At 57.0% G+C, this 25458-nt stretch carries 16 protein-coding genes; 11 read left to right on the top strand and 5 right to left on the bottom strand.

Features of this window, described 5'->3' with window-relative positions; genetic code table 11:
* Positions 1 to 581: 581 nt before the first annotated feature.
* Positions 582 to 1097, bottom strand: a complete 516-nt coding sequence (locus SMD27_RS21340) for a type I restriction enzyme endonuclease domain-containing protein (RefSeq protein WP_320510472.1) — start codon at positions 1095 to 1097, stop codon at positions 582 to 584.
* Between the two features lie 1051 nt (positions 1098 to 2148).
* Here SMD27_RS21340 and SMD27_RS21335 point away from each other — a divergent pair.
* Positions 2149 to 2463, top strand: coding sequence for a hypothetical protein (locus SMD27_RS21335; protein WP_320510471.1), 315 nt, complete (start codon positions 2149 to 2151; stop codon positions 2461 to 2463).
* The gene (locus tag SMD27_RS21330; protein WP_320510470.1) at positions 2460 to 2639 is read left to right on the top strand and encodes a hypothetical protein; all 180 of its coding nucleotides are present in this window, start codon (positions 2460 to 2462) and stop codon (positions 2637 to 2639) included. The genes SMD27_RS21335 and SMD27_RS21330 overlap by 4 nt, the downstream gene beginning before the upstream one ends.
* Before the next feature lie 86 nt (positions 2640 to 2725).
* Here SMD27_RS21330 and SMD27_RS21325 read toward each other — a convergent pair whose 3' ends face one another.
* Both SMD27_RS21325 and SMD27_RS21320 read right to left on the bottom strand, forming a co-directional pair.
* Positions 2726 to 3250 (bottom strand): hypothetical protein, encoded by a 525-nt coding sequence (locus SMD27_RS21325; protein WP_320510469.1) that lies wholly within the window; start codon positions 3248 to 3250, stop codon positions 2726 to 2728.
* Between the two features lie 27 nt (positions 3251 to 3277).
* Positions 3278 to 3691, bottom strand: coding sequence for an SMEK domain-containing protein (locus tag SMD27_RS21320; protein ID WP_320510468.1), 414 nt, complete (start codon positions 3689 to 3691; stop codon positions 3278 to 3280).
* A gap of 427 nt (positions 3692 to 4118) precedes the next feature.
* Between SMD27_RS21320 and SMD27_RS21315 the strand changes: the two genes are divergently transcribed.
* Genes SMD27_RS21315 through SMD27_RS21300 form a run of 4 tightly spaced genes read left to right on the top strand, consistent with a single transcriptional unit; the run spans position 4119 to position 14694 of the window.
* The gene (locus tag SMD27_RS21315; RefSeq protein WP_320510467.1) at positions 4119 to 6929 is read left to right on the top strand and encodes a hypothetical protein; all 2811 of its coding nucleotides are present in this window, start codon (positions 4119 to 4121) and stop codon (positions 6927 to 6929) included.
* Positions 6930 to 6941: 12 nt separating this feature from the next.
* The gene (locus SMD27_RS21310) at positions 6942 to 11648 is read left to right on the top strand and encodes a DEAD/DEAH box helicase (RefSeq protein WP_320510466.1); all 4707 of its coding nucleotides are present in this window, start codon (positions 6942 to 6944) and stop codon (positions 11646 to 11648) included.
* A gap of 2 nt (positions 11649 to 11650) precedes the next feature.
* Positions 11651 to 13852 carry a hypothetical protein gene (locus SMD27_RS21305; RefSeq protein ID WP_320510465.1) on the top strand — a complete coding sequence of 734 codons (2202 nt, stop codon included), beginning with the start codon at positions 11651 to 11653 and terminating at the stop codon, positions 13850 to 13852.
* Positions 13852 to 14694 carry a phospholipase D-like domain-containing protein gene (locus tag SMD27_RS21300; protein ID WP_320510464.1) on the top strand — a complete coding sequence of 281 codons (843 nt, stop codon included), beginning with the start codon at positions 13852 to 13854 and terminating at the stop codon, positions 14692 to 14694. Before SMD27_RS21305 ends, SMD27_RS21300 begins: the two co-directional genes overlap by 1 nt.
* On the opposite strand, the gene SMD27_RS21295 is transcribed toward SMD27_RS21300, so the two are convergent.
* The gene (locus SMD27_RS21295) at positions 14656 to 16236 is read right to left on the bottom strand and encodes an Eco57I restriction-modification methylase domain-containing protein (protein WP_320510463.1); all 1581 of its coding nucleotides are present in this window, start codon (positions 16234 to 16236) and stop codon (positions 14656 to 14658) included. The two genes, SMD27_RS21300 and SMD27_RS21295, sit on opposite strands and share 39 nt — an antisense overlap.
* 914 nt (positions 16237 to 17150) lie before the next feature.
* Here SMD27_RS21295 and SMD27_RS21290 point away from each other — a divergent pair.
* Positions 17151 to 17642 (top strand): hypothetical protein, encoded by a 492-nt coding sequence (locus SMD27_RS21290; protein WP_320510462.1) that lies wholly within the window; start codon positions 17151 to 17153, stop codon positions 17640 to 17642.
* A gap of 323 nt (positions 17643 to 17965) precedes the next feature.
* Here SMD27_RS21290 and SMD27_RS21285 read toward each other — a convergent pair whose 3' ends face one another.
* Positions 17966 to 18883, bottom strand: a complete 918-nt coding sequence (locus SMD27_RS21285) for a hypothetical protein (protein ID WP_320510461.1) — start codon at positions 18881 to 18883, stop codon at positions 17966 to 17968.
* A 309-nt stretch (positions 18884 to 19192) separates the two neighbouring features.
* Here SMD27_RS21285 and SMD27_RS21280 point away from each other — a divergent pair, with 309 nt between their 5' ends.
* The 4 genes from SMD27_RS21280 (at position 19193) to SMD27_RS21265 (ending at position 25143) form a co-directional block, all read left to right on the top strand.
* Positions 19193 to 19903 (top strand): hypothetical protein, encoded by a 711-nt coding sequence (locus tag SMD27_RS21280; protein WP_320510460.1) that lies wholly within the window; start codon positions 19193 to 19195, stop codon positions 19901 to 19903.
* Between the two features lie 10 nt (positions 19904 to 19913).
* Positions 19914 to 22208 carry a hypothetical protein gene (locus SMD27_RS21275; protein ID WP_320510459.1) on the top strand — a complete coding sequence of 765 codons (2295 nt, stop codon included), beginning with the start codon at positions 19914 to 19916 and terminating at the stop codon, positions 22206 to 22208.
* 10 nt (positions 22209 to 22218) lie between these two features.
* A complete protein-coding gene (locus SMD27_RS21270) occupies positions 22219 to 23160 on the top strand; it encodes a TniB family NTP-binding protein (RefSeq protein ID WP_320510458.1) in 942 nt (313 codons plus the stop codon).
* A gap of 732 nt (positions 23161 to 23892) precedes the next feature.
* A complete protein-coding gene (locus SMD27_RS21265) occupies positions 23893 to 25143 on the top strand; it encodes a hypothetical protein (RefSeq protein ID WP_320510457.1) in 1251 nt (416 codons plus the stop codon).
* The last annotated feature ends 315 nt before the right edge of the window (positions 25144 to 25458 follow it).

The following is a 25458-nucleotide window of genomic DNA, read 5'->3' as shown; positions in this document are numbered from 1 at the left end:
ACTCTCGCCCCAACTTTCAGGTGGCTTTTTGCATATCATTACACACTGTACAACAGCAAGCCGACGGATGGTTAGCCAAGTTCGATGGTGCATTCAGTATCGAACTTTCTATTGAGATAACTCGGTGCGTATCCGCTTGCGCGGGCGGCCTTCGAAAACTGCTAGAACGAGAGCCGGACACGATAAGCCCACGTTCCAGCTAATCATGCGCGCTTCATCAAAACTTTTGTACTGATCAGATCGCATCCCAAACCAGGGATTTTGGGCCGCGTTCAGGCTCTCCCAAAGCTCGAGAACCTTGGCGCGGCCTGCAACGCGGGGTGAGACAGGTCTACCGTGGAAGCCTGTTCTGTTTGATGTGTTCCAATTTCGCAGGATCGCCTAAGCATTGCGAACATTCGTTCCTAAAATAAACGCCGCGACCCGAATAGGTATCACATCAATTTCCCGGCGCTGCCCCTCATTAGCTGGAGGTGCCTTTGACGGCTCATCCTCGCTCTCCAAATCACACGTCGCGGACTCTAGCGACTCGCGGCGCTGATCAAGGAATTTGCGCATTTTCGCACGAGAGCATCTGGCAACTATTTCGTAAAGATGTTGATCAGTTGCTGTATAGCGAAATCGCTGCCTCCATCGCTTCGCGTTCCGCCAATGTCCAGCTTATCGAGGCTGGAGCGGACAGCCGCGAAAAAAGCAACTTCCTCGGCATGCTCGGTTGCCTGTCGGCTCCCCGAAGCCAGCTTATAAGTTTTGATCAACGCCGCCGCCGCCTCATGGAAGTGCTTCGTTCCCGTGTCGATATCTCGATCTTTGGCGAGGATATGTTCGATGGCGCCGGGCAGCACCGCAAGCCGCTCACTTGGTGTGCCATGAAGGGCCGCGGGGTAATCGAAGCCATGGATTTGCGCGCGTCCGACATCGAGCGCGTCAAGGAAGGCTGCGACAGCCTCGACCTCGTCAATGCCAGTCTCCGCTTGGTCGGTCGGAGAATAATGCGACAACGCCGCCTTAAGTTCGGCGGCAATACCGATGTAGTCGACGGCGAGCGCCGCCGGCTTGTCACGGAATACGCGGTTTACACGGGCGATGGCCTGCATCAGGCCGTGCCCTTCATTGGCTTATCGACGTAGAGAGTATGCATGCAGGGGGGTCGAAGCCTGACCGCCCGCACTGCGTTGATTCAAGCTACTGCGCGTTCTGCTTGCATCACGGGGGGAGAAATTGGCTGTCACGAGCCAGGACACGGGCGCTAACTGAGAGCCCCCAGACGCCGAGTTGCGCTTTTTTGAGTCAAGAATTTACCAATTAAAACATGCGGTTATCGGCGTGAATCATTTAGGCCGTCCGAAACTCTGCCATTGAATCATATTAGTCGGTATCGCTGATTCTTCGATCACCCAACCCTTTGAAAAATAACAGAATCAAGAATCGATATTCAGAGGAGCGGATAATCCGGTCCTCCGTTATTTGATTCCGATTCGCGCTGAAGTTGATTCACCAGCGGCAGTTTAATCAAGCTCTTAGCTGCCTTTCTTGGTGCACACCTTGTTCCGCTCAGCAAAGACTCGGTGGTTTCTGCACGGATAGTCGCGCTCAGTGCTCGGCGGAGGACGAGCTCTTCTTAGCGCTCGACTTCATCGACCTTCTCTTGGCCCGAGCGAAACCGGCCAAGGGCAAGCGCAAGACCGGCGCCGCATAGCCTCCCCATGTCGCAAATCGATCTATTCGCCATGCTGTCGGGACCTGCCCGCCCCAGTCATGAGTGCCGGGATACGAAGCACGCCCGGTGGGCTCGCGAGCCGAGCAGACCGGAGATTACCGAATTCTCCGTCGATTGATCCCGCAGCGTCCAGAGCCTAGGCCGTTGGTCGCGGGCGAGAAAATAGGCGTCATCGCTGACGTCGAGACGACCGACCTCGACCATGGGACGAGATCACCCAGTTCGGCATGGTCACGTTCACCTACAACGACGATGGAAAATTGCTGCGGGTGCTCGACACTTTCAGCGAACTGCGGCAACCTAAGCCTCCGATCCCGGCCGAGATCACGCCCTCACCGGGATCACCGACGACATGGTCGCCGGGAAGTCGATCGACATAGACGCCGTCCGACGCTTCATCGAGGGCGCCTCGATCGTCATCGCGCACAATGCGAAATTCGACACCGTTCTGCGAGGGCTTCACGGAAACGTTCAGCTTCTTCGCCTGGGCCTGCTCCCTTTCGGAAATCGATTGGACAGGCCTGGGATTCGAAGGTGCGAAGCTCGGATATCTGCTGATCCAGCTCGGCTGGTTCCACAATGGCCACCGGACGTCCGACGACTGCGACGCCCTTCTGGCAGTGCTCGCCGCCGAACTGCCTGACGGTTCGGGAACAGGATTGAAGCAGCTGATCGACGCCGTCGGCAGCAACGGCATCGAATATGGGCCGAACGGAGCCCGTTTGAATTCAAGGACATCTTGAAGGCGCGCGGCTACCGGTGGAACGACGGCGCTGACGGCAGGCCGAAATCATGGTGGACGGAGGTCGGCGACGATGAAAGCGACGCCAAGCTCGCATTCCTCCCTTCAGAGATCTACCAACGCGACGTCGAGATCAGAGTTCAACGCCTGACCGCCCTCGATCGATTCGAAGCGTGAGTACCGTCCATCTCCCCTCTCTAAGTCTCAGAAATCCGAGAAGTCGAGAGTGACGAGCGGCTTCCGAAGGTCGAGTCCCAGGGCGCTCACATAGTCAACGAAATAGAGATGGAAGCCGTCGGACGCGCCCGGAAAACGAATGCGCCAGTAGCGGCTTCGCCGTGGTTGTTGGGCTCGTTGATGTTCAACAGATCTGCTTCTGAAAGCAGCGCCAGATCACCGTCGATATCGTCGCTGTAATAGATGCGCCGACGCTTAGGGTCGCTGATGCGAAAGTCGTCGGAATGGCGCGTCGTCCAGTGGTCCCTGCGCTCGACGAGGAACTTGAATACCTTGCGCGTCAGGCGCGGGAGTGTGGCGAGCTTGGCGCTCAGCTCCGCGATCGCCTTCTCCATCTCGTTCCGGTCGATCGCCTCATTTTTGGTTTTGAAGTGCGGTTCCATCTTCGCGGCGTCAGAGAGGCGCGGCCGAGGCAGCGCCTCGACGAGGTTGTCGATGCTGGTCGGGAACTTCCCCTCTTCGTCGGAAATCTCCAGCTCAATTCGCACACGGCGCGTTTCGCTCGAGACATACCTTGCAAGGTCGGCCAGCGCATCGATCTGCAGCGACATGATGCGGCCGCAGACGTCATTGAAATCTCAGACCATCTCCGACGTGAAACCGAGGCTATCATAGGGCTCGCCATTGAACGTGTAGGAGCCCTGCTTTTCGCCGATCACCAGGATGCGGATGTTGGGATATTCCGACTTCTGGGTCGCGTCAATTTTATCCAGAGTCCCCTTCACTTTCGCGGCGGACTTGTCGGCGGTGACCTGAAAGGCCCATCCCTTTGAGGCATCGCCTAGATCAAGGCCAGGGTTGTTGGAATGCTCGTTGTTGAGATTGGACAGACCGAGGTCAAGCGCCCGGTTGAGCACTTCCTTTGCGAAATTTTCGACGTGGGTGTGAAGGTCAAAAAGATGCAGGCGTGCTCGTTGCTTTGCCTGTGCGGCTATTCCAGCAAGGTCATCTACAATCTGACCAATAAATGACCTCGCGTAAGCATTTCCCACCCTCCTTTAAGCAATACATATAGTAAGCTGGCGCCCGCAGTCCATTAGAGCGAATACTTGCCACCGTGTGAGATGGAAACTGAATGGAGACATGAAGCGCGCGAGCCTAAAGCCGAGCCTGACGCTTTGACCGTCCCGTTGTGCGACGAGACACCTATAACTGCGCGGGCTGGAAGCGCGCTCACAAAATCTTTGCCATTGCACCTCTGCGTGTATACTATTCCTAATACTATCAGCTGATTTCGTTAGCCGCCAAGCAAGAAGCGGTCGCAAGGTGGGGATTTGGCGTGACAAAGCAGCAGAGCTGTCTCAGCAGAACAACGAATATCACCGTATGTCTTCATTAGCTCGTCCTGCACGTCGTTCTCCGGTGGGCTGCGAGGCTCCAACGAATCATTGTCGATGCGGAATGTAAAGGCGTGAGATCTTGGAATGGGGAAAGGATCACCTCGAGAAGATTCGCGAGGGCCAAGCACAAGCCGCCGAAAAGCGGAAGCGACTGCTTGACAAGGTCAAGAATGCTCCTCCCCCAAGGGTTGCGAAGAAATTCAGCGAACCCACGCACGTTGGTGAACACGTTAGGCGGTGCTCGTCGCTGGTTGTAGATCGTGCGATCAATGCGCTGAAACAGTTCCAGTTCCTGCAGCTGCATCAAAATCTCAATCTGAAATCCGACAGATTCCTTCACGTCAATCGTCCGACGGAGTTTCTTGTCCGATCCTTTCTCGAGGGCGTCGCGACCGGTGTCTCTCGTTCCATACTGCAATGGCCCGCCGGCCAACGCGACATATCTATCGTTCACTCAATCGCCGCGATCGCAGCCTTGGGTAGCGTGCCGACGAAGCAGGAAAACGGCATTGCTTGGTGCGACGCAGTGCCCGACTTTCGCACTCTCTTCTTTCCCTGGCGCTCCGGTTCGAGCGGCACGACCGGGCATGCTTTCCTCATCAACAGAGACCATCTCGTCGCCCTCAATAAGAAGCATCTGACGCGTCAGTCAGTCGACGCACCCGAAGCGTCTCCGGAGCTGAAGAAGCTCCACGTGACAATCGGCCATCTGCAGCAGCTGAGTAAGCAGGATCCGCGGCGACCGCACCTGGCCCATCCGACGCTGGGGGAACTGTTACCGGCTTATTCAGACGTTGCTCCAAAAGGCATGGCCTTCCCGTCGCCTATCTGCGATATCTTCTATCGGGTCTGCTTCGGCGCGGGGATCGAGAAGCTCCATGATTATAGGAGCGCAATTTGTAACCCGCACTCCGCGCCATTCGGGATCTTCGGCATATCGGCTTCGTCCGACTTGCGAAAGGTTCTTGCCCATCAAGTCTTCCAGCCTGCTAAGAACGGTCGCCCGCCCGATATATGCATCCTTGACTTGGCTCCTTCCGTACTTGGCCGGATGGGCAATTCTTGGCGCGAGAAGATCGATTCGTTTCTTGACCAGATGTTTGAGCGGTTTTCCGCGATGCCAGTCCTGGCAGTGACGCAAGATCCGTTCGTGCACAGCGTGATGGCTCGACGCTTGGACGGTAATAGAGGGAAGCGTCCCAACAAAGAGCGCGCATCCCCATCGTCGGTGCTTGTGCGCCTCAGCTCTGACATCCTAACACCAGATCCTGAGATCACGATCCTTTCCCGGGTGTCGGCGAAATTTCACTCCTTCGGCGGCGCGGGGTTCGACGCGATATCCGCCATGTCCGAAGCAGCGAGGATGGTCTCCGATGGCTCGGCAGCCAACGCTATTCTCCGCGACATCCGACGCATGCGACAGGCCCTGTCCCTTCCTTGCGGCGTCGAGGCCGCACATGCTTGCCTTTCTGCCGCCGAGAGTGATGAAGCGGCCGATTTCTTCCTGGAGCCACGGTCTCTGGGAACGATATTGAGGCCGATCTTGGACGCCATCTCGGCTGGCGCCGCCGGAGAGGAGCTGAAATGCCTTCGACGGGCGGAAGTTTCGATCCGCTCGGCGTTCAAGCAATTCCAAATACAGACGCCGGTCGGGTCGGTCCTGTCGGATTGGATCGATAAGCTCGTCCGAAAGTCCTCCCATTCAGCCATCGCCTTCCCAAGCGAAGACGATAGGAAACTGGCGCAATGCTATTTCTCGCAGCATCCGGTGCTCGGCTCCGCCGTTACCGCCGCCTTGAGCAAAGGGCGACTCCATTTCATTTCGACATCCGAGCTCGACGCTTATCTGCATCAGGCCGCCAAGACGGAACGCCGCACATTGAGGCGTCTAATCCTGATTTCGCCGTCGCTGGACACGGTGTCGACGACGCTCCTGCGCCCCTGGATCCCCGGCGACCTTGTCATCGTCTCGGATCACGCGTTCACGCGTCGCCTGACCAACTTCTATGGTGCCCTGAGAAGGAGTTCGGCATTGCCGGCGGGCGATCAGGTAGCCAGCAGGCTATCAGCGATCATCGACGCCGCAGAGGCCGAAATAGCGGCGCGCTCAGTTCCGACCATCGAGCTAGAGTTCGAGCGTACAGCCGCAGTCGACGTCCATCCCGGCCTGGTCGACTTGACCACCGACGATGACGACGACAGCGGCGAAACGGTCGAGTTCGCTCTCGCAAGCGGCCGCAGGCTGCGGGTGCGTGCCGGCGCGGCGATCGTCCGATATGCCGCAGCCGAAGACGTAAATCCGTTCAGCAAAGCCATCGCCACGGAGATCGCTGTCGGAGAAACGATCCTCGTTCCCGATCCGGATTTCGTCGAGCAAGCCAAAGGTGTCCTGCCTCTAGCCGTTCTGGCCCAGGGAGCAGTCACGAATTACCACATCTTGATCGAAGCCGCCTTGCCAAGCATACGCGGGGCGACGATGTCGGAAAAGGTCACCACGGTGATCAAGCTTATGAAAGGGTTCGGCGGTCACGAGCGCAGCGATGCGGCCGTCCGCGATTGGCTCAATGTCGCGAAACACAAGAAGATGCCGCCTGAGACATGGCGCTCCCACGCGCCGATGCTATGGGAGGACTTCTCGGCGTTCATGCAGGCCCTGAACCTCGGGATGTTTGCCCAGCAAATCTGGGGCGAAGGGATCGCGCCCTTCAGAAGGGACCGTCGACGTGCGGGTTTCCGCATGGCGCGGGCCTTCTTGTCGGTGCTCGTCGACCCTCACGGTGCGTCTGCAGCCGCAAGCAAGGACTTCACTAACGGCATTGCGACGCTCCGCGAAAACGCTTTGGAGCACCTCGACATAGTCGTGGATCGAGAGCACTTCAGCAAAGAATAACGAGGTGAACGGATGGGCGCCGATGCAAAGGAACCGGCGGGTGCGATCTCCGCAACCGCGACGAAGATCGCTGCGGCAGACCTTGCCGCCTCCGAACAAGAGCAGATGCGCAGCAACGGAACCGACTTCACGGAAGCGAAGGAGGCGATCGTCGATGCCCTACTCGGCCTGACCGTCAACCACTGTACGGGCAGCGGAGACGCGGGCGACATCATCTACGGGGCGCCACCGTCGTCGAAGCTGGTTAGCGGATTCCTATTGCCACGCCTCAACGCAAGCGGCGCCGTCGACGAGACGTCCGACATCCACATCTCGACCATTGGAATGGACTTCCAGGTCGCGTCGGACACCCCCGGGACGGTTGCCCTCCGCCCTCGCGCGAACATCTACATCCGGGTTCTGCCAACCTGGGACGACATCATTGACCCACGCTTCGATCTTCAGCCGCAGGTACAGCTTTCGCTCCAAGTCCGCGACGAAATCAACCGATTGGCGGGCCAATACATCAGGGCGCAGACTGCCCTGATGCCCGAGATCCCGAGTGACGACGGGTCCAGCGCCGACGCGGGCGACGTCGTCGCCCAAGCCGACGCGGCGCGCGAAGACTGCGACATCGCAGCGCAACGAGCTGCTGAGAATGCCGGCAACAAGGAGTTCGAAGGGGCTGCTAAGGCCGCCGCGGATCAGGCAGATCGCCTTCGGAAGGCCGCCGAGAAGCGGCTCGAATCCGCAAATCAGCGCCGGGGAACGCTTAGGGAGCGCGGAAAGGCCATGGCCGCGATCCGCCGCAAAGCGTTCGATGAGGCCTTCGAGAAACTGGGCATCAACATCCTCGCTATGAATGGGGCCGGACCGGCAAAGCGGCTGGCGACTGCCGATGACCTCGGCCAAGGCGTCAACGATGCTTCGGCATTTGATCCCACGGACAGCGACGAACCTGCGGAGAGGTCGGCCAGCGACACGCCGGCTGACGACGAAGCTCCGCCCGCGGCCAACGCAGCCGCCTCGATTCGACGTGGTGCCGGCGTTCTCGACGATAAACACGCTGCCCCGCAGCCGATTCCCCAGAAATGGAAGAGGATGGAGCTCAATCTGGGAGAGTACAGCTTCGATCCTCGTGACCGCGGATCGATTGAGCGCGCACAAACGGCTTTCACCGCCGGCTTTAAAGGAGCCGTAGATACCGCACTGAGCGGCTGGTTGTCGACAGACGAGGGAAAGCGTTCCGCTTACCGGCCAGGCGAGAGCATCCTCCCCAGCAACTTCGCTACCCGCGAAGATTGGGATCGGTTCGTGGATTCCCTCAATTCGAGGAATCCAGCAGTCCTGGACCATATAAAGCCCGATTTCACCAACGTCGAGCTCATCATCGATCCAGATCCTGATTTCGTTGATGCGTCGCGAACGAATATTCGGATCGCGATCGAGAATGGATCACGCAAGCCTACCGGCGCCACAGACCCGTCCTGCGAAAACTCGCTTTTCCAAGTGGAGCTCGAGGTGTCCGTCCCGAGCCGGATGCATGTGCCGCTTCGGCTCGATCGCATCGAGCCTTCCTATCGCTTCCTGCAATGGTTGGAATATCCAGCGATGGGCTTGAATTGCGGTGTTCGCCCTGGAGCGGGAGAGCCGTCCAACGTCGTCTTGCATACCACTTGGTCGCCACGCTACGTGCAGCCGCGGATCGATCCTAGAAATACACCTGATGTCCCAACGGCCTATTCCGTTCTGGCGGACGAAAAGCTTGAGGTGAGCAGGCTGCTTGCGCTGGCGGATGACTATGATCGATGGATAGAGAAGCAGAGGCGGCAGGATGCTTCTCGGCCGTCGTCCGATCCCTCCGCCGACGCGAGCGAGTCGCGCGAGAAGGACCTGGAAGCGTACCAGCGAGAGAGCGGATATATCAGGAGCGGAATCAAGCTGCTTCAGGACTCGCAGGCCGCGGCGAAGTCCCTTTCGTCCGACAGGATGACCCCGACCGAGCGCAAACGGCTTGAACGCACTGCCGTTCCGTGGCGAGCATGGATTCTCACCAACGAGACCTTCGCACGCCATAGCAAGCAGCATGGCAGCTGGCGCCTCTTCCAAATGGCGTTCATTCTCGCGCATGTTCCGACCCTCGCGTCGAGGATGCCCGAGTTTGAAGACCGATTCGATCCCGTTCGAGACGAGCTTTCGGCCAGCTTGCTTTACTTTTCCACCGGCGGCGGCAAGTCGGAAGCTTTCTTCGGCCTGCTCATCTTCAATCTCTTCCTTGATCGACTACGCGGCAAGGTGCGCGGCGTCACAGCGCTCATTCGGTATCCGTTGAGGCTTTTGACGCTGCAGCAAGCTCGGCGACTGACCCGGATTCTGGTCCAGGCTGAACTGGTCCGCCTCGAACGGCGGATCGCCGGATGGCCGTTTGAGCTCGGCTTCTGGGTCGGCTCCGGAAACACGCCCAACCGCGTCGACCAGGGTTTCGCCGCGGTGCCACTGATCACGGAAGCTGCTCACCCGACTGACGAGAAACTTTTAAAGGTGCTTCCTGGCGATCCCGGCAAGGCAAAAGCACAAGACACTTCGGATCGCTACATGGATGCCCTCGAATCGTTCGACAAGCTGCGGACCTGTCCGTGTTGCGACCGACCGACAGGCATGAGGCGGTATCGGGCTCAGAAGAATCGCGTCGGGATCGTTTGCTTCAACGACGAGTGCGGTTGGAACGTCGCGAATCCTCCGGCGCCTCATCGGGTGCCGCTGCCCTTCCTGCTGACCGACGACACCATTTACCAGCGCGCGCCGTCCGCCATCCTCGGCACGATAGATAAGCTCGCCCTCGTCGGCCAGCACGACCGCACGATCAATGCCATTGTCGGGATGTTTGGTTGCGCCCGCTATCTCGATCCGGACAACCAGCACCTGATGATGCCACGGGGAAAGACCAATGTTCTTGCCGCGCAAACTGAAGGTCTACGGCCCATCTATCCTGCCTTTTCGAATGGCGAAAAGATATTCTTGGATCCCTTTCCCAGCCTCATCATTCAAGATGAAGGGCATCTGCTCGACGAAAGCCTCGGAACCTTCGCCGGCCTTTTCGAGACGCTGTTGGAGCGAATCTTCCTCCGCCTAGGGAGCGACCGTCTCAAGGATATCGTCGCCTCCTGGCGCGCCCATCCCCAGTCCGACATGCGACAACCCCGGCTCGCGAAGGTCATCGCGGCGACTGCGACGATTTCAGATCCAGATCGGCAGCTGCAGGTTCTATATCAGCGCCGTACGCTCAGGTTCCCCTGTCCCGGCCCTACGCTGTATGAATCTTTCTATGCGGCTCCGCAGGAGCCGAAGCCGGCTGTCCGCCAAGCCTTCGCGGCGTCGCTCCCGCTTCGAGACCGCCCCGAACACTCGGCTCCGCGAATGCGGACCTATGCTTCCATCATGACCAATGGGCGGAGCCATACGATGACGACGTCGGCTGTCGTCTCTGCCTACCACGCGGCGTTCGCCCGCCTCTGGGAAGCCGTCGCAGTGGCCGGGAGGTCGTCGGAGGCGGTGACGGAGATGATCGCAGCTCTGCCTTCCTACGATCCGCTCACGCCGCTACGTGCTGATGCGCTCCGGGACGTCCTTGCCTCGAGCACCGACAATCGTCATGTGCTCGCCAGCCTCCTCGACCTTCATCGGATTTCCCTCGTCTATGTCACCAACAAGAAAGGCGGCGACCAGATCATCGAGACGCTGGCCTCGCAAGTCGAGCACGACCAGAAGGAGTGCGGCATCGGCGATCTTCCGTTCGAGACAGAGCTCATCTCTGGCGGGATCACAATCGCTGAAATCCAGGACGTAATGGAGAAGGCTGAAAAGCGCCCCAGTAAATCCCAGGCATTTGAGCCATTGGGGACCGTCTTGCGCAATATCGTCGCGACTTCCGCCATCAGCCACGGCGTCGACGTTGACCGCTTCAATGCTATGTTCTTCGCTGGGTTGCCGGGGGACATCGGAGAATACATCCAAGCTTCGAGCCGCGTCGGACGAACCCACGTCGGTTTCTCGGTGCTGATACCGACACCGCACAGCCGACGCGACAGATACGTCGTCGAAACGCACGATCAATTCCACCGCTTTCTGGAGCGGATGATCCCGCCGCCGGCGGTTCAGCGCTGGACGGACAAGGCGATCAAGCGAATGATCTCGAGTGCTTTTCAGGCCTATCTTTGCGCCGTGGTCGAGCAAATGGAGTTCTTCGGCGCCGCTGACGCAGCGAAGGATCAGGCACGGGCTTTCACGAAGGCCTCGTCTGTAAAATCCTGGGCCGACCGATATCGCGGCGGCCGCCCAGCCGCCCAGCAGTCTGTCGTGGATTTCATCCTGGAGGCTATCGGCGTCGAAGGAAGGGGAGATAGCGGTATCGGCGCCACGCTGCATCCGGACCACCAAAGGACCCTCGTGGAACAGCATGTCCGGGCCTTGATGGAGATGATGTGTGATCATTCGGATTCCAGTCGTTTGGCGGACTTTTGGCAGCAGATCCAGAACACGGCTGTCCGGAAACCGATGACCTCTCTGCGTGACGTCGACGCCGGCGGCCAGATCCAAGGGGGGCGCTACGACCCCTTCAGCCGAAAGTTCACTCAGCTGGAGTCAGTGAAGCAGGTCATGCGCATCATTCGTGGGCAGCGGAAGCATGCCTCCAGATCGGACGTCGACAGTGACCCGCTTCCAATCGATGTAAAGGACTGAACATGGCTGACAGCCAAGGCAACTACGGTCAATCCAAGTCGCGTTCGCTGCCCCCTACGATGAATCGCTCGCAGCCGCAGATCGCCACCGCCTATGCGCCGGGGGCGATGTTCACCTGGGAAGGTGGCAAGGGCGCATGCATTGCGGTTCCCGTCGAGCAGGAGGAAATCGATCTTTCGTCCAGGTTCACCGTCAGGGAGCAGATCAGAGAGACCCTGCACGAATTTTGCAAGAGCTGGCTCCATCGGGGCCTATCGATTTCGACAACACGGACGTCGCCGGTATATCCGAATCAGCTTCTCGACTCCTGCTTCTTGAACCCTCTAACGGCCGATGTCGAGTTTGGGATGGCTGCGTTTGCGTTCATGCGACCGGAGCGGATGGGGTATCTTCCGGGTCCGCTGTCCTATCGCTGTGACACTTGCCTCAAGGTTAAAGAATATCGCTCGGCGGATCATCAACTAGGAGATCCGCTCCCGGATCATTGCCAGCGCGGCGACGCTCTCGGCGGCCCGTGCCGGTGGCGACAGCTCGACGTCGTATATGTCCACTGGTCAGGCGGCCTGGAAGCGCTTTCGCCGTTTCGCTACGTGTTCAATCAAGAAGGAGAAGTCACAAAGACAAGCCGCTGCACATGCGGTTCGGAAGAGTTCGCTCTCGTGAAGCGCGGCAACCAGTTCTCCCGCTGGCGCTTCAAATGCTTCGGCTGCCAGGCGGAGCGTGAGGTTTACCAGACGGACAAGTTCACGTACGAGCAGCTCAAGCCGCTGATGGAAAAGCAAGTGCCGCACGAGTGGAACGAGATCAACATGATCCCAGTCTCCTATCGCGCCTCCCCGGTGTTCTATGTCCAGTCGGCGCGATTCATCGTCTATAAGGACGCTGAGTTGGTTTCACTGCTGCGACCTGAGAAGAAGAACGCGCTGGTGTCGAAGCTTGCATCTCTTCACGGCATGGTCGCCGGAGAGCCAACCGACGCCGAAATCGAAGCCCAGCTTGCCGAAGCCGGGCCGAAAGCGACCTCACAGTGGCAGACGTACCAGGGGTTGCTCAATCTCGCCAAAGGCGCCGCCGGCAGCTCCGACGAAATCCTGAAGATGGCCCGGCAGATGCGGGAGGCCTGGTTCAGGGACGGCCTGGTGAAGAAGACCGCTCAAGCCAGCCTCCCGCTAAGGGCGCGCGTGGACGAACGGGAGGATTATGCCCGGCGATATGATCCGATCCGTGCGACGATCGAGCATGACGCTTTCAAACGCGAGCGGCTCGACCTGCCTCAATCCTCGAACGACCTTCGAGAGCCTCATCCCGAGCTATGCGTGGAGCATGGATGCCCGGGCCACGAGGATGTCTACCGGGCCAGAGTTGCGGAGGACCTCGATCGAACCGGCGTCTCCGACCTCCGGCTCGTCAAGAACCTAGACATGGTCGAATTTTCGTTCGGGTATACTCGCGTGTCTTCAACGCCCGAGACCACGCAGAAGAACCGATCGATGCCTGTCCGGTTAATGGCCTTCCCTCCTCTGCCGAGCCATAAGCGGCCGGTCTACGTCATCGAACAGCAGAACGAAGCACTCTATTTTCGTTTGAATGCCGACGCAGTCGGCGCGTTCCTGATGCGCAACGGCGTCCTTTCGGAGATGCCCGTCGCGCCGCGGACGCTCGGCTCCGTCATGCTCGAGACATATCGCGACTTCAAGCTGTTCCTTCAGGACTTCCGTGTCAGGGACGACAGAGCCCAGGTGCGAGGTCGCGACGTGACGTCGATGACCTACCTGCTTCTGCACACGATGTCCCATCACGTGATGCACGATATCGCCCGGTTTTCCGGCCTCGACCTCGGATCGATGAGCGAAGTCATCTTCCCTGCTGACTTGGCGTTCGTCGTCCACCGCCGAGGGATGACGGAGGACTTGGGCAACATCTCTTCCATGTGGCGGGACCATAACAGCGGGTTCCTTCGCTATCTGGTCGCTAGGCGAGAACTCCGATGCGGATCCGGCACCTTGTGCGACCATCGCGGCGGAGCTTGTCCTGCCTGCATTATGATTCCGGAGACGTCATGCGTTGCCGGAAACCAGCTATTGTCGCGCGCGGCCCTTATCGGCGGAGAGCCGCCACTTTGGGACCAAGTAGGCACCAAGCTTGTCGGCTATTTCGAGATCGTCCGCGAACTGCGCGAGATGAGAGAGCGACAGGGCAGCTGATGGCGACCGATGCTGAGGTCGTGCGCTGCGCGTCCCCGTGGCCTGGTCTCGCAGCCCGAGTCCTCGAAGGCGTAGCTGCCCTCGGGCCGGGCCCGTGGGTTGCCGAACGAATGCGGCTTGTGGACCCAGGCATCGATCCCGACCAAGCCGATACGGTGCTTCGCTGCCTCGAGGTCGCCGGCGTTTGCCGGCGTGGCACCGAGGAAAGGAGCTGGACGACGCCTCTTTCCCAGACGGAATTACATCGTCTTGTATCAGTGCTGCGCGGCGCTGATCATTACCGCCGCCTTAGGTCGGATTCCAAATCCGTGGAGCTTGCGGTATCGCTACCGATGGCGCCAAGCCATCTCGAGAATTTGTTCGCGGGCTACAGCCAGAGGGCCTCGAACTTTCTCCCGACGAACGAGGCTTTTCTTCGCGTTGCCCGCTCTTCGCGCCGCCGCCTGGTCGTCATGTCGCCCTTCCTGAACGCCAAAGGCTTCGAATGGCTGAAATCCCTTGTCGAGGCTGCCGACTTGCATGTCGAGAAGAAGCTCATCCTGCGAAAGACCGACGACTATGTTCGCGATATCGGCATCGTCCACAGGGATTGGCTGGAAACTCCCGGAGTATCAGTTTTCGACTACTTTATATGGCACGAGGAGAAGCGGCTTCTTCCCTACGAGACCTTTCATGCCAAGATCGTCCTCGCCGACGACACACTGGCATATGTCGGATCGGCTAACGTCCTCGGATCCGGAACTGACCTTTCTCTCGAGGTGGGCGTCTTGGTCGAAGGGGAGGCTGCTAAGCGGATTTCTTTTCTAGTCGATGGCGTGCTCAAGATCGCCCGGCGCCTTTAGCTGCGCAAGCAGCGGGCCTACCCTCGAGAACGCTCTTGAAAGCTTGGCGGCGTAGCCGGCATCCTTGTGATCGGGCAACCGCGCCCAATCGGGCAGTGCCAGGCGGGCGAGGAGCCGAGCCGAAACGCTGAAGCTCCCCGAGACCGCGGAGAACCGATCGTTTGCCGGTGCCGAGTTGAGCAGGTGCGCCAGCGCTTCCGGCGCCACCCTCGGCTTCTTACTGGTAGGTTCCAGCACGATCACGTGGTTCTCGGCCACAAATCCACCGCTTCCTTCGTTCCTGAGGAAGGTCCGCGACACCGGCGCAGCGTTCAGCCGCCTTCGCTGTTCTCGATTGCTCGTTCTCTGCACCACTACGGCGCGACCGCGGATGCAGTAGCTGATCGGTCCCGCGGTAGCCGGGACGTACCAGCTCGCGTTCTCTCCGCGCTCGCTGCCGCCGTAGAGGAACGATCCGTCGGGGCGAACATCCGAGGCCCATAGGAGAGGGAGACTCTTCTTGGTCCGCTTCGTCTTGAGGCGATCGCGCTCCCGCGTGGGCACGACCTTACCCACCCTGACCCGATATCCGTAATCCTCGAGCGTGAAGGCTTTCTCCGCCGTCTTGCGAACCTCGGCGCCTTTGGCAAGTCCCAGCACCGGCAACGTCCAGGGCTCGCCGTCCGGCTTTGCTTCCGCTTGCCCGATCGGATGCCTTTTTCCCGACGCGTCGATATAGCCGAGCTTATACCAGCCGCCGCCCTTCATGGCTGCATTCTTCGGATCTTTGCGCCGAAGCACGAGCAGACAGACGTCTTGAACGGCGTCAACGAAGAGGTATTCCCTTTGTTCATGCAGGTCGATGCTGACAACTTCAGCTCGCGCCAGGACCTCTCGTCGAAGGCCCGCGAAATACGGGCCGGCGACGAAGCTGGTCGGCAGGACGAATACCAGGCCCCCTCCGGGGCGAAGCCAATCGAGCGCCCTCACCAGGAAAAGCGCATAGAAGTTGGTATGCCCTCCGAGAGCGGCCTCTCCCGCCTGTGCCAGGATCTGCGGCGCCACCGAGCGCCCAACCTTGCCGTAAGGGGGGTTTCCGACAATGAGGTCGAACCTTTGCTTCAGGTTCGCCCGCAGTGCATCTGCGCGCCAGACTAGCGCTCCGTTTGCCGGACGTCGATAGTCATACCGTTCCGTCATGATTCGACGAACCAGCTTCGTTGACAGTCTGGCCAAGCCGGTATCGAGCTCGATCCCCGATAGGCGCTCCAGAACCTTGGAACACGCTCGCGTCGACGACGTCCCTCGCGAAGCCGCCCGGTCGACCAGCATGGTCGATATCTCGGTCAGGAAGGATCCGCCGCCGCATGCCGGATCCAGTACGTATGGGAAGTCCTTGTCTTTGATCAGATCTTCGGCTGCCTCGATCGCTGCTGCCGCCAGGGCCGGCGGGGTGAAGTATGCGGAAAGCTTCCGGCGCTTTTCTTCGCCGATGAGCAACGCGTAAGCGGAGGCGATCGCGTAGTCGCGAGCAGCGGCCGAAGCGCCCTCGATGAGTGCCATCGCTCCGCGCCGGTACTCGTTCGATCGCCGACCAGAGACCAAGTCCGAGCAGAATGCGAGCGGTGACGGATAGTCTTTGAGGATCCGGACGCGGTTTCGCTTTATGTAAACCACGAACGCGCTGAGCGCAGCGCGTTCGCCACCATCCTTCGATCCGCCGGCTCCCGACCCGGTCGTTGTGGAGGCCTCCTCCAGCGAATCCCTATATATCCGTTCCAAGCCCGCCCCCAGCTACGGCCCTAACAAAATCGATTTCGAGCGGCTCAGCTGTGGAGTTGGCTTTGGCCACTCGGACAGGTGAGCGCGCTCTGCTACTACATATATTCGCTCCTCGGAGGGGAATGTACGCCCCCAAAAGCGAATTTAGGCACTTCAACAGAGCCCCCCGAAATATGCGCGAATTATTCCCTATAACGCGCTGTGCGTCTACGACTGCTTCATCGGAAGTCTCGCATTTTCAGCTTGATCATGTCGATATGAAGATCGCGGATATAGATGTCCCGCGTCCGCTGACCTTTGGGCGGTAGCTCGCGTGGGACCCTGGCACAGGAGGTTCCCCAAGTGTGCCCTCAGTGTCAGTCCTGCATCAGCAGTCCTCGACGAACAGTCCTCCTTCGGCTTCGAACAGCATGAAATGTTGACGTCACTAGATAAATTCAAGCTTCCTTGAAAGATAAGGAGAGACTTTTTGTTCCTTGCATGAGTCCATGATGAAATGGAGATCGAGGATGCAATGCCTCGGCCTGAAAATCGCATTAACGGAGCAAGAAATGTCATATCCCACTCGCTTCCCTATGAGCCCTATTGCCCAAGCGCAATGGCAGAATCTGGTTGCCTGACTGCAATCGGTTAAAAACGAGCCAGCCGAAAAATTCAAAGATGGTGTCGGCGATGGTCCAGTCATCGAGACTAGCGTGAAAGCCATTGAAACAGGCCGTCTTCATCGCATCACCAGAGCTTTAGATGAAACTGATCTATGGCGACACCTGCGTGCGAGGCCAAACTTCTTCGCAACATCAGTTGAAGGCCGAAATCAATATGGCCAATCTCTTCAATATGCTCCCCCTGGTCGCGTTGTAACTATTGAGGCAACAGTCACCGCGCCATTTTTATCGACGTCGGCAAACCAGTTCTTGATCGCTTGGGTTATCCTGGCCGGTGTGAAAGATGGAAGATCCCGTGTTGGGCCTTTCCCAGCGCTCATTCCATCGAAGTCCGAGGGAATAAACGACGAATTCGATCCAGAACCTCTGCGGCTACAGAGATGGATTTTGCCGCATATCGTTGGAGAAGTTGTAGGAGTGAGGCTGAACGCGCTCGAACGAACTACCGTTGATGAGATGACTGTTCTTGACCTTAATCGGCTTCAACTCAAATTTAATTGGAGCCCGAAACAAGCAGCTTGATCAATCTGGCCCGCGATCATGGCCAGGACCATGGCGGCGGCCTGAAATCGTCGCATCCTTAAAAAAGGCTTCCTCCATCACTCAGGAGGGTTAGCTTCCCAGCCGTTCGACACGCGCCTTTCTACCGCTGCGATCGCTACTAGGTTCAATGATACTATGTCAATTTTCATCAGATTTCGACAATGCGCGGGACGAAATCTTCGGCACCGGGCTCGTAACACACATACCGCACTGTGCCGACACGACGCGGGTGGCTCCGTCCGTCATGTTGAAGCTCTGATGTGTATGGCTGAAAAACCAAGCATTCGGTCGCCAATCGACGATCAGATTTTTGACTCGAGATTTGCGCTCGCATAAGTCGGCCCCATCATAGAAAGAAGTGCATCTATGAAGCTCCGGCGAGGGTCGACGTTATTAAGCTGACCGCTAGGTCGCCGAATAACTCTGTGCTTTGTCTGGTCGGCATCGAATGAGATCACACCGACATTCTGCAGATTGGAACATTTCAACATATCGCTCATCTGCTCATAGTATTTGTAGTTAACGGGTATCCAAATCCAAAGCGATCTGAAGAATCTCGCCGACCAGGACAGTTTATAGACCAGCTTTAAGAGGTCCGGCTGTGAATCAGTCCCAAAGACAAACTCACTTCCGTCACACCAGTCGCCCTGCCGGCCGATGATAATTGCATCGACGGGCACTTCGAATGGCCATTTATCTCGGTAGACTACGTTTTCGTACTCTTTAGAAATCTGCTTACTGTGTTGGCGAAGGTAAGTGAGGCACTCATCATGAAACCACACCGGCATTCGGCGCGCTAATTCCCGAGGTCCCAATTTTGCCTTTTGTTTCAGTGACTGCCTTTTTAGCTCTTCCTGAACGTCACGATATGTGAAAGATGGCAGCGGCTCCTGCCGTAAAAATCGATTAACAGAAGCCTTTGACAAGCGATCGAGCCTGGCAAGGCAATCCAATGTCACTTCAGGTATTTTTAGCGCTTCGGCAAGACTGTTCACCCGCCCCGCCGCAACGAGCCTTTCTGCGAATTCGTAGGAAGACTGATACCGGCGTAGCTGCGTCGTAGATTTTTTCGCTGCTTCAGAGGCCGCCTCAAGAAGCTGCGCGTAGACCGCCCTCGAACCGGCTTCAGCTCGAAAATCTCGAAATTCGCGTCCGATCTCCCACCAATCCGATTGAGCTTTGATCAAAGACAACACCCGATCGGGGCGATCTTTTCGCATCACTTGACTCTTTTGAATGTTACATTAATATTCAATTCGACTCGAATCACGAACACCTCAAGTTACCAACTCCCAGTCCGTTGGGTCCCGTACCATCCGGCTGGAGCGATAATTGCTCGGACGAATCAACGCGGCGGTACTTTATGTCACTCTGACACTAAGTACTCCGACCTTTGTCTCACTTTGATACAAAGTCCGTCAAGGCAGCGTGAAGACGCCAGCCAGTGCGTTGGTTTGCACAAAATTCGAAGCAAGGTGCGGGTCGACTTTCACAAGCCGAAGCTCGAGCAATCTGTCGATGGGGGAACGATGAAGCTCATCGAACTCAAAAGTCGCTTGGTAAACGCCCAGGCTTTCATCGTCGAGGCAGACGACGGTGGTCCAATCCGGACGATCATCAATGGGCGCCATACAAAACCAACAGGGACATTTCTTAGTAGGAAGTGTGGCAGACCAATGCCCTGGGAAGCCGCTGAAGAAGCGGCCCAGTTCCTATTCTCTGAATTTGACACCAGCGTGATGAGTTGGGTCGCACAAGCACACCGACTAGAAATCTTTCGGCACGGTAAGCACTATCAATATATAGCAGACCACCGGCGGAACATGACGAGTGTCTCTGCGCATCCGGTCGAGATCATCGAGCTCAAGAAATACGAGCAAGAATTCACTCGAGATCCCGCCTACGCAGAAAAGCTTCGTCTGGCAGAAGAGGTTTACACATCTTTGGGGTGGGCCTTTATTCGCAAGACAAGGCAGGATCTTTTCACACGCGAACATCTGCTTCTCGAGCGAATGGCTCAATATCGGCACTCTCGGGTGAGCGCATTTGAACGCGCACTGGTGCTTCAGCTCTTGGATGCGAACGGAGGCAGAGCTCCGTTCGGTGATTTCGTCGAGGCGCTTAAATTTGAACCACGCGCGCTTGCGATCCTCTCTAGGCTCATGGTTGACCGCTTCCTGCACGTGGATACGTCACGGCCACTCTCCAAAGATACAATAATCTCGAAACTCTTCGCCTAGGAGTTTGACAATGGGTGTCCGCTTCGCTTTTGTTCCGCATGCGCTATATAACATCCACAAGATCCGACACCAATATCTGGAAGCATTCGATAATTCTCATGCCACTGATGAATTTGGCAGACCCGCGGTGGTCGAAGACATCTATGTCTTCCATAATCTCCGCCAAAATGTCCGCTGTACGTATCGCGAGAGCGAAATTCGGTCGCTGCTCGGGCAAAAGCAGATCATACGCGTATCACTGGATGCCCGCTCAATTGCGCAAGTAGCGGCAACCAGGTCTCGGGAAAAAAAGCTCACTCATGAGGACCTCAGCGAAGCGAATGATCGAGCAGCTATCAAAGCATATTACGTTCGGGCATTTGATAAATCGCCGGTTTCGAAATCAACGACGTCACTGCGGTCATTCATCGCAAAAATCTCCCGGGACCCTGAAGCGCAGGAATTTACCTGGACCCCAAGTGCCGGGACGCTTCGTCGGGCCCTGGCAGAAGGTGAGGCCGGTTTTCGTCGAAAGGCCTTTTACCAGCGAAAACACCTAACGCTAAGCGCTAAACGACGCGGCCGTTTCGACGAGATCATCCAACGCTGTATTGCTTGGTATTGGTCGGACTTCTATCGTTCTCGGGATGAAGCGTATGCGCGCTTTCAACGTTATTTGCAGCTCTATCGTGCTCTGCTCCGCGGCCACAATACGACAAACGAAGTCGCCTGTAGTCTTCTGTCTTACAGCGCCTTTTGTCGACGCATTGCTAGATCTGGGTGTTACGAGACCGAGCGAGTAAAGTATGGTGAGAGGGCCGCACGAGCCAAATTCTTGGGCACAACTCTGAGCTGGACTCCGACCCGCATACTCCAATACGTCCTCTTCGATCATACGTCTGTCGACACAATCTGTGTTCTCGACACCAAGTCGCTCCTACCGTTGGGGCGACCGACCTTCGTGGCCGCCTTGGACGCCTTCACGCGATCTGTCTTGGGCTGCTTTGTTACCTTTGAGCCCCCGTCTCTCTATACAATTTCCGCCTGCTTCAAGCAGGCAGTTTTGCCAAAGGACGATTTTCTGGCAACCGTCCCACACCTCAAAAACTCGTGGGACAATCATGGCAAACCACAGTATGTCGTCGTCGATAACGCCTGGGAGACCGTTGGCAAATCATTCCAAGATGGAGTGATTGACTTTGGCGTGGACGTGATATGGGCGCCGATCAAGACGCCTGAGTACAAGATTTATGTCGAGCGGTTTTTTGAAACGCTCAACTTGATACTGTTCCATCGAATCTCAGGTGGCATTCCGTATCCCCCTCATACTTTGCGCAAGCTGGGCTTCGATCCCGCAAAGACCGCGGTTCTGACGCTGGAAACGCTGTGGGAACTCATTTTAGAGGCGATCGTCGACAACTATCACATCACGGTGCACGACGGCATCAACATGCAGCCAAATCTCGCATGGAAGATCGGAGCTCGCGCAACTGGGATAACCGTATTCGCCGACGATCCTGATCGCCTCGATGCGTTCTTCGGGATGACCGTCAGTGACATCACTGTCCGGCGATCGGGCGTCCGGCATTTTGGCCTCAAGTACCATGATGAAGATGTCGTTACTCAGTTACTTCACGACAACGCCGCTTATCAAGTTGGAAGAAACCCGGCCAGGGGATCAAATCAGTTCAAGACCAAATTCACAATTAATCCAGCCGATATTGGGGGCATGAACGTCTGGAGCATAGCTCGCCAGGAATATGTCCGGCTGAAATGCACCGACGAGAAATATGCAAATGGTCTACCGTTGGCTGTTCACCGGCAAGTCAGGCAATACGCCAATGAGCGCAATAACGAATACCGAACAGAAAAGGACAGGCTTGCGGCATTGAACCAGCTTCGGGCCCATGCCGAAACGCATGACCCAAAGCTGCGGATGCGCAGCCGACGCAAGGAACTTCAACTCCGAAATGGTGCGCTATCGACGCCGTACAAGGGCGGTGTTCCGCTATTGACCGTGCCAGCATCAACATCTGGCATGGGTGCTTATTTCATCGCTACCGATGTCATGGCCGGTGACCGCCAAGATGGCGGTAAACCTCTACGTCAGTCACGGCGCGGCGGTAAAGCCGCTACGGAGAAGGCCGCCGGCACTCGTGCGGCCAACCAAGAAAAGGAGCGCCGCATCGGCGAAATTACACCTCCACCAACAGGCGATCAGTCGTCGCCGGTAGCTCGCCTCGACAAGGTCTCCAAGGATGTCGTCGATATGTTTTCCTCAGAAGATCCAGCGAGCATCAGGTCAAGTTGGACCAATGAAAAGTAGGAGCCTTTGGATGTCTGCAGCCCATAAAACAGAGCTCATCGCCGATTTCCAAGCAGCGTTTGAGAAGATCCGCTTTCATCATCCGCGAACAGTTCGACTTCATCATGAATTTGAAATAATGCGCAAGATCGCGCGGAAAACACGCTTCAAAATGCAGCGGGCATTGCCGGTCATTGGCCCTTCATCGTCCGGCAAATCCTGCGCCGTAGACCTTTATATGAAAGGGCTAAGCATTCCAGAATATGATGGGGAAATAGGCGTTCGCCCTGTAATCTACGTCGAGCTGCAGCCCAAGTCGACGCCGCGACGGCTCTATTCGGACATACTACGCACCTTTGAAGGGGAGAAAAGCAAAGCCGGCACCGAGGCTGACATGAGAGAGCGAATGTATCGGTACCTCATTGAAGCTCGGGTGGAGTTACTTATCATCGACGAATTTCATCACCTCATTCATCGGGAAGATAAAGCGCCGCAATACTCGGTCGCCGCTTCATGCAAGCAACTTTTGAACGAGGGGATCTGCGCCATGGCCGTTCTGGGCTTGAAGCGAGTCGAGGTAATTACGAAAGACCCGGAGTTCGCGAGCCGCACTCGACCACCGATCCAATTCGATCCACTAAATCCACTGAAGACGAAAGACCGCCAGCTCTTTATTGGCTACATTGATGAGCTCGATGAGCATCTCGTGTCGGCGGGGATTACCGGACGAAAATCCAATCTCGCGAAGCCGGAAATCTGCGCATGTCTTCAGGATGTCTCTTCGGGCACTATTGGTCACGTATCGAATCTCGTCCGATTTGCCATCTCAGGCATGGTCGAACGCGAAGACGACATCATTACGGAAGACGATCTCACCCTCGCAGTGGAAGAGTGGGCAATTCCGATGGGTGTTTGCGGCAGAAATGCTTTTGTCGAAGGCATTTCTTCGAGATCACTTGAGCCTATCGGATGACGACCTATGTATCAGCTATCTCCTAAGAGGGAACGCTTTTTGCTCCGGCCAGAGCCATCGATCTTGCCCGACGAGAGCCTATTGGGATTTTTAGCGCGAAGGGCCAGCGATAATGTGCATCAGGTTCTTCGCGAAGCTTTGAAGCGCGCGGGCTTGGTGACTTCGAGACCGCGAAATCTTCCTTTTATTGCTTCGCCTTTTGCGGAAAGCCTGGCGGATGTTCTTGGCTGCTCCAGTTCCGATATTATTTTGCGATGCTATAGCGGAGCGCTGCGCACAGAAAGAATGAACTTCTTCGGAAATGACCTACTAAGGACTTTTCGGGAACCCGAATTGCGACGAGTGTGTCCAGAAACGCTTCGGTTATCCGCCCACCATCGGGCCATCTGGGATATTCTAGCATTTGACCATTGCCCTCATACCGGTGGCGCACTTATATCGCAGTGCCCTAACCCCGCATGCGAGCGTCCGCTCAGGTGGAAGTCGTCATATGGCGTCCATATATGCGAGAACTGTAGAATCGACCTGCGAGATCATCGGACAATCGCCATCGAAGGAATCGAACTCGAAGCGACCCGTAGGATTGCTGCATTAATTGACCCCACATCAGAGTTGCACGAATCGGTTTGGCAATGGCTACCTACCGGGACTGAACTTACGACTGCCGGGCAGTGGTTCGAGTTTTGTGTAGCGATAGGGCCTTGGCTTGAGGATAGCTTCGCTGAAGTAGCAATGCCTCAACGTAGCATCCGCCAGCACAGAGAGAAAGCACGGTTCACTTCGAGGAGGTTGGCATTGGTTTACCGGTGGATAGTCGGCCTGCCTAAGTCGGCTTTTGATCTGTTCGACAAGCTGCGCGCAGCATCCAGCAAAAGGGCCGGGTATTACGGTGTTTACAAAGACCTGGGCGTGCTTTTTGGACAGAATGCATCGTACCTCAGCTATCGTCCACCTGCACGGCGGTTCATGAAGGAGATGGTCCACCAGTACTACGCGCTGCTCAACGAGCCTGTTTATCGATCGCCCAAGAAGCGCGCAGAAATGGCAGATGGTTCCTTGATCCCTATTTACACTGCAATCAAGACATTCAAAGTGGCTGGCTATATGATGCGACGCTTGCTTGTATCCGAAAGCATCGAATGTCATCGGCCGTCAGCTGACGTTCGCACTCCTATCTTCGTGCGTCGCAGTCAACTCGAGGAAATCCTCGAAGAAAGAAAGCGACTTTGTCGTGCCGAAGCTGCCTGCGAAGAGCTAGGAATTCCGGAGCACACCCTGTCCACACTTTCTGCCGACGGTCTCATCGATGCCGAAACTGGGCCTGCCGCTATAATCGCAGGAGATGGCCGCTGGTTCTCTCAAAGCAAGATTGGACAGCTTAAAAGTCGCTTAGTTGAAACGTCGTCTTGGTCTGACCGGCCGGAAGAAGATCGAATTTCCGTCAGAGATTTCTTTGCTCTCCACAAGCTCTCGGCTCGTGCATGGACCCCTCTTCTGCGTGCGGTGATGGCAGGAACGATCAGCCTTCGATCATCGAGTTCTAGCGACCAGATCGGCGAAGCGACCATATCCCCTGCCGCAAATCTCACTTTCAGAAGCCTACCCGAAGAGTATTGGGACGAGACGCTCCCTGGTGCGCCTGAGTTGATGAGTGTTATCGCGGCCAGCAACTACTTGGGTTTGCCGGAACACCATATCATCGCACTACTTAATATTGGACTTCTCGAGTGGAGAAGGAGGGGTGCGAAGAGGCGTCGACCACTGCGATCATCAGTATACGCGTTTGCGAAGACTTATATCCACGTTCCAGAAATTAAGCGGTTCATGGGCTGGGGTCGATGGCAACTCTACCATTTCCTCGAGCGGACCGGCACACATCCTGTTGCGTCGTATCAGGTTTGGGATGTCAGGCGCCGTCTCTGGGACAGAGATGCGATTCTGTCTTTTCCCGAGTTCCGGGAAAACCGGGGGATCTGGAGATAATAGCGGTATTGTTCGAAAGAGAGGAGATAGGTATGTCGCCCCGAATGTCAGTTTGGCTTGTCCACTCTGGACAAATTGACCTCTTACTAGTCCCAGCAACTGACCGCTCAGAGGCTCTTCTGCGTGGGCGCGAGATTCTAGCTCGGCTTCGATCAGCACAGTATACGGCTAGAGATTTTGACAACAACGGCCTGGACTGTAGGCTGGCTACTGACCGTGAACGGCGCGAGTTCGCAGCAGTGGATTTGAAGTGGCAAGATGCGCACCTCGCGGCAGTATTCCTGGAAGAGACCTCGGAGCCACCGACATAGTGCT

It is taken from the genome of Dongia soli, assembly GCF_034044715.1.
GTDB classification, from domain to species: Bacteria; Pseudomonadota; Alphaproteobacteria; order Dongiales; family Dongiaceae; genus Dongia_B; species Dongia_B soli.
Note: the sequence above shows the minus strand (reverse complement) of the source record. Positions and strands in the feature narration are given on the sequence as shown.

What these genes read in the sequence shown, in the direction of transcription:
- SMD27_RS21275 (WP_320510459.1), top strand. Translation starts at nt 19,914, where the DNA reads ATGGGTGTCCGCTTCGCTTTTGTTCCGCATGCGCTATATAACATCCAC.
- SMD27_RS21335 (WP_320510471.1), top strand. Translation starts at nt 2,149, where the DNA reads ATGCGAAATTCGACACCGTTCTGCGAGGGCTTCACGGAAACGTTCAGC.
- SMD27_RS21340 (WP_320510472.1), bottom strand. Translation starts at nt 1,097, where the DNA reads ATGCAGGCCATCGCCCGTGTAAACCGCGTATTCCGTGACAAGCCGGCG.
- SMD27_RS21295 (WP_320510463.1), bottom strand. Translation starts at nt 16,236, where the DNA reads ATGGCACTCATCGAGGGCGCTTCGGCCGCTGCTCGCGACTACGCGATC.
- SMD27_RS21300 (WP_320510464.1), top strand. Translation starts at nt 13,852, where the DNA reads ATGGCGACCGATGCTGAGGTCGTGCGCTGCGCGTCCCCGTGGCCTGGT.
- SMD27_RS21270 (WP_320510458.1), top strand. Translation starts at nt 22,219, where the DNA reads ATGTCTGCAGCCCATAAAACAGAGCTCATCGCCGATTTCCAAGCAGCG.
- SMD27_RS21325 (WP_320510469.1), bottom strand. Translation starts at nt 3,250, where the DNA reads ATGTCGCTGCAGATCGATGCGCTGGCCGACCTTGCAAGGTATGTCTCG.
- SMD27_RS21280 (WP_320510460.1), top strand. Translation starts at nt 19,193, where the DNA reads ATGAAGCTCATCGAACTCAAAAGTCGCTTGGTAAACGCCCAGGCTTTC.
- SMD27_RS21265 (WP_320510457.1), top strand. Translation starts at nt 23,893, where the DNA reads ATGCCTCAACGTAGCATCCGCCAGCACAGAGAGAAAGCACGGTTCACT.
- SMD27_RS21285 (WP_320510461.1), bottom strand. Translation starts at nt 18,883, where the DNA reads ATGCGAAAAGATCGCCCCGATCGGGTGTTGTCTTTGATCAAAGCTCAA.
- SMD27_RS21305 (WP_320510465.1), top strand. Translation starts at nt 11,651, where the DNA reads ATGGCTGACAGCCAAGGCAACTACGGTCAATCCAAGTCGCGTTCGCTG.
- SMD27_RS21310 (WP_320510466.1), top strand. Translation starts at nt 6,942, where the DNA reads ATGGGCGCCGATGCAAAGGAACCGGCGGGTGCGATCTCCGCAACCGCG.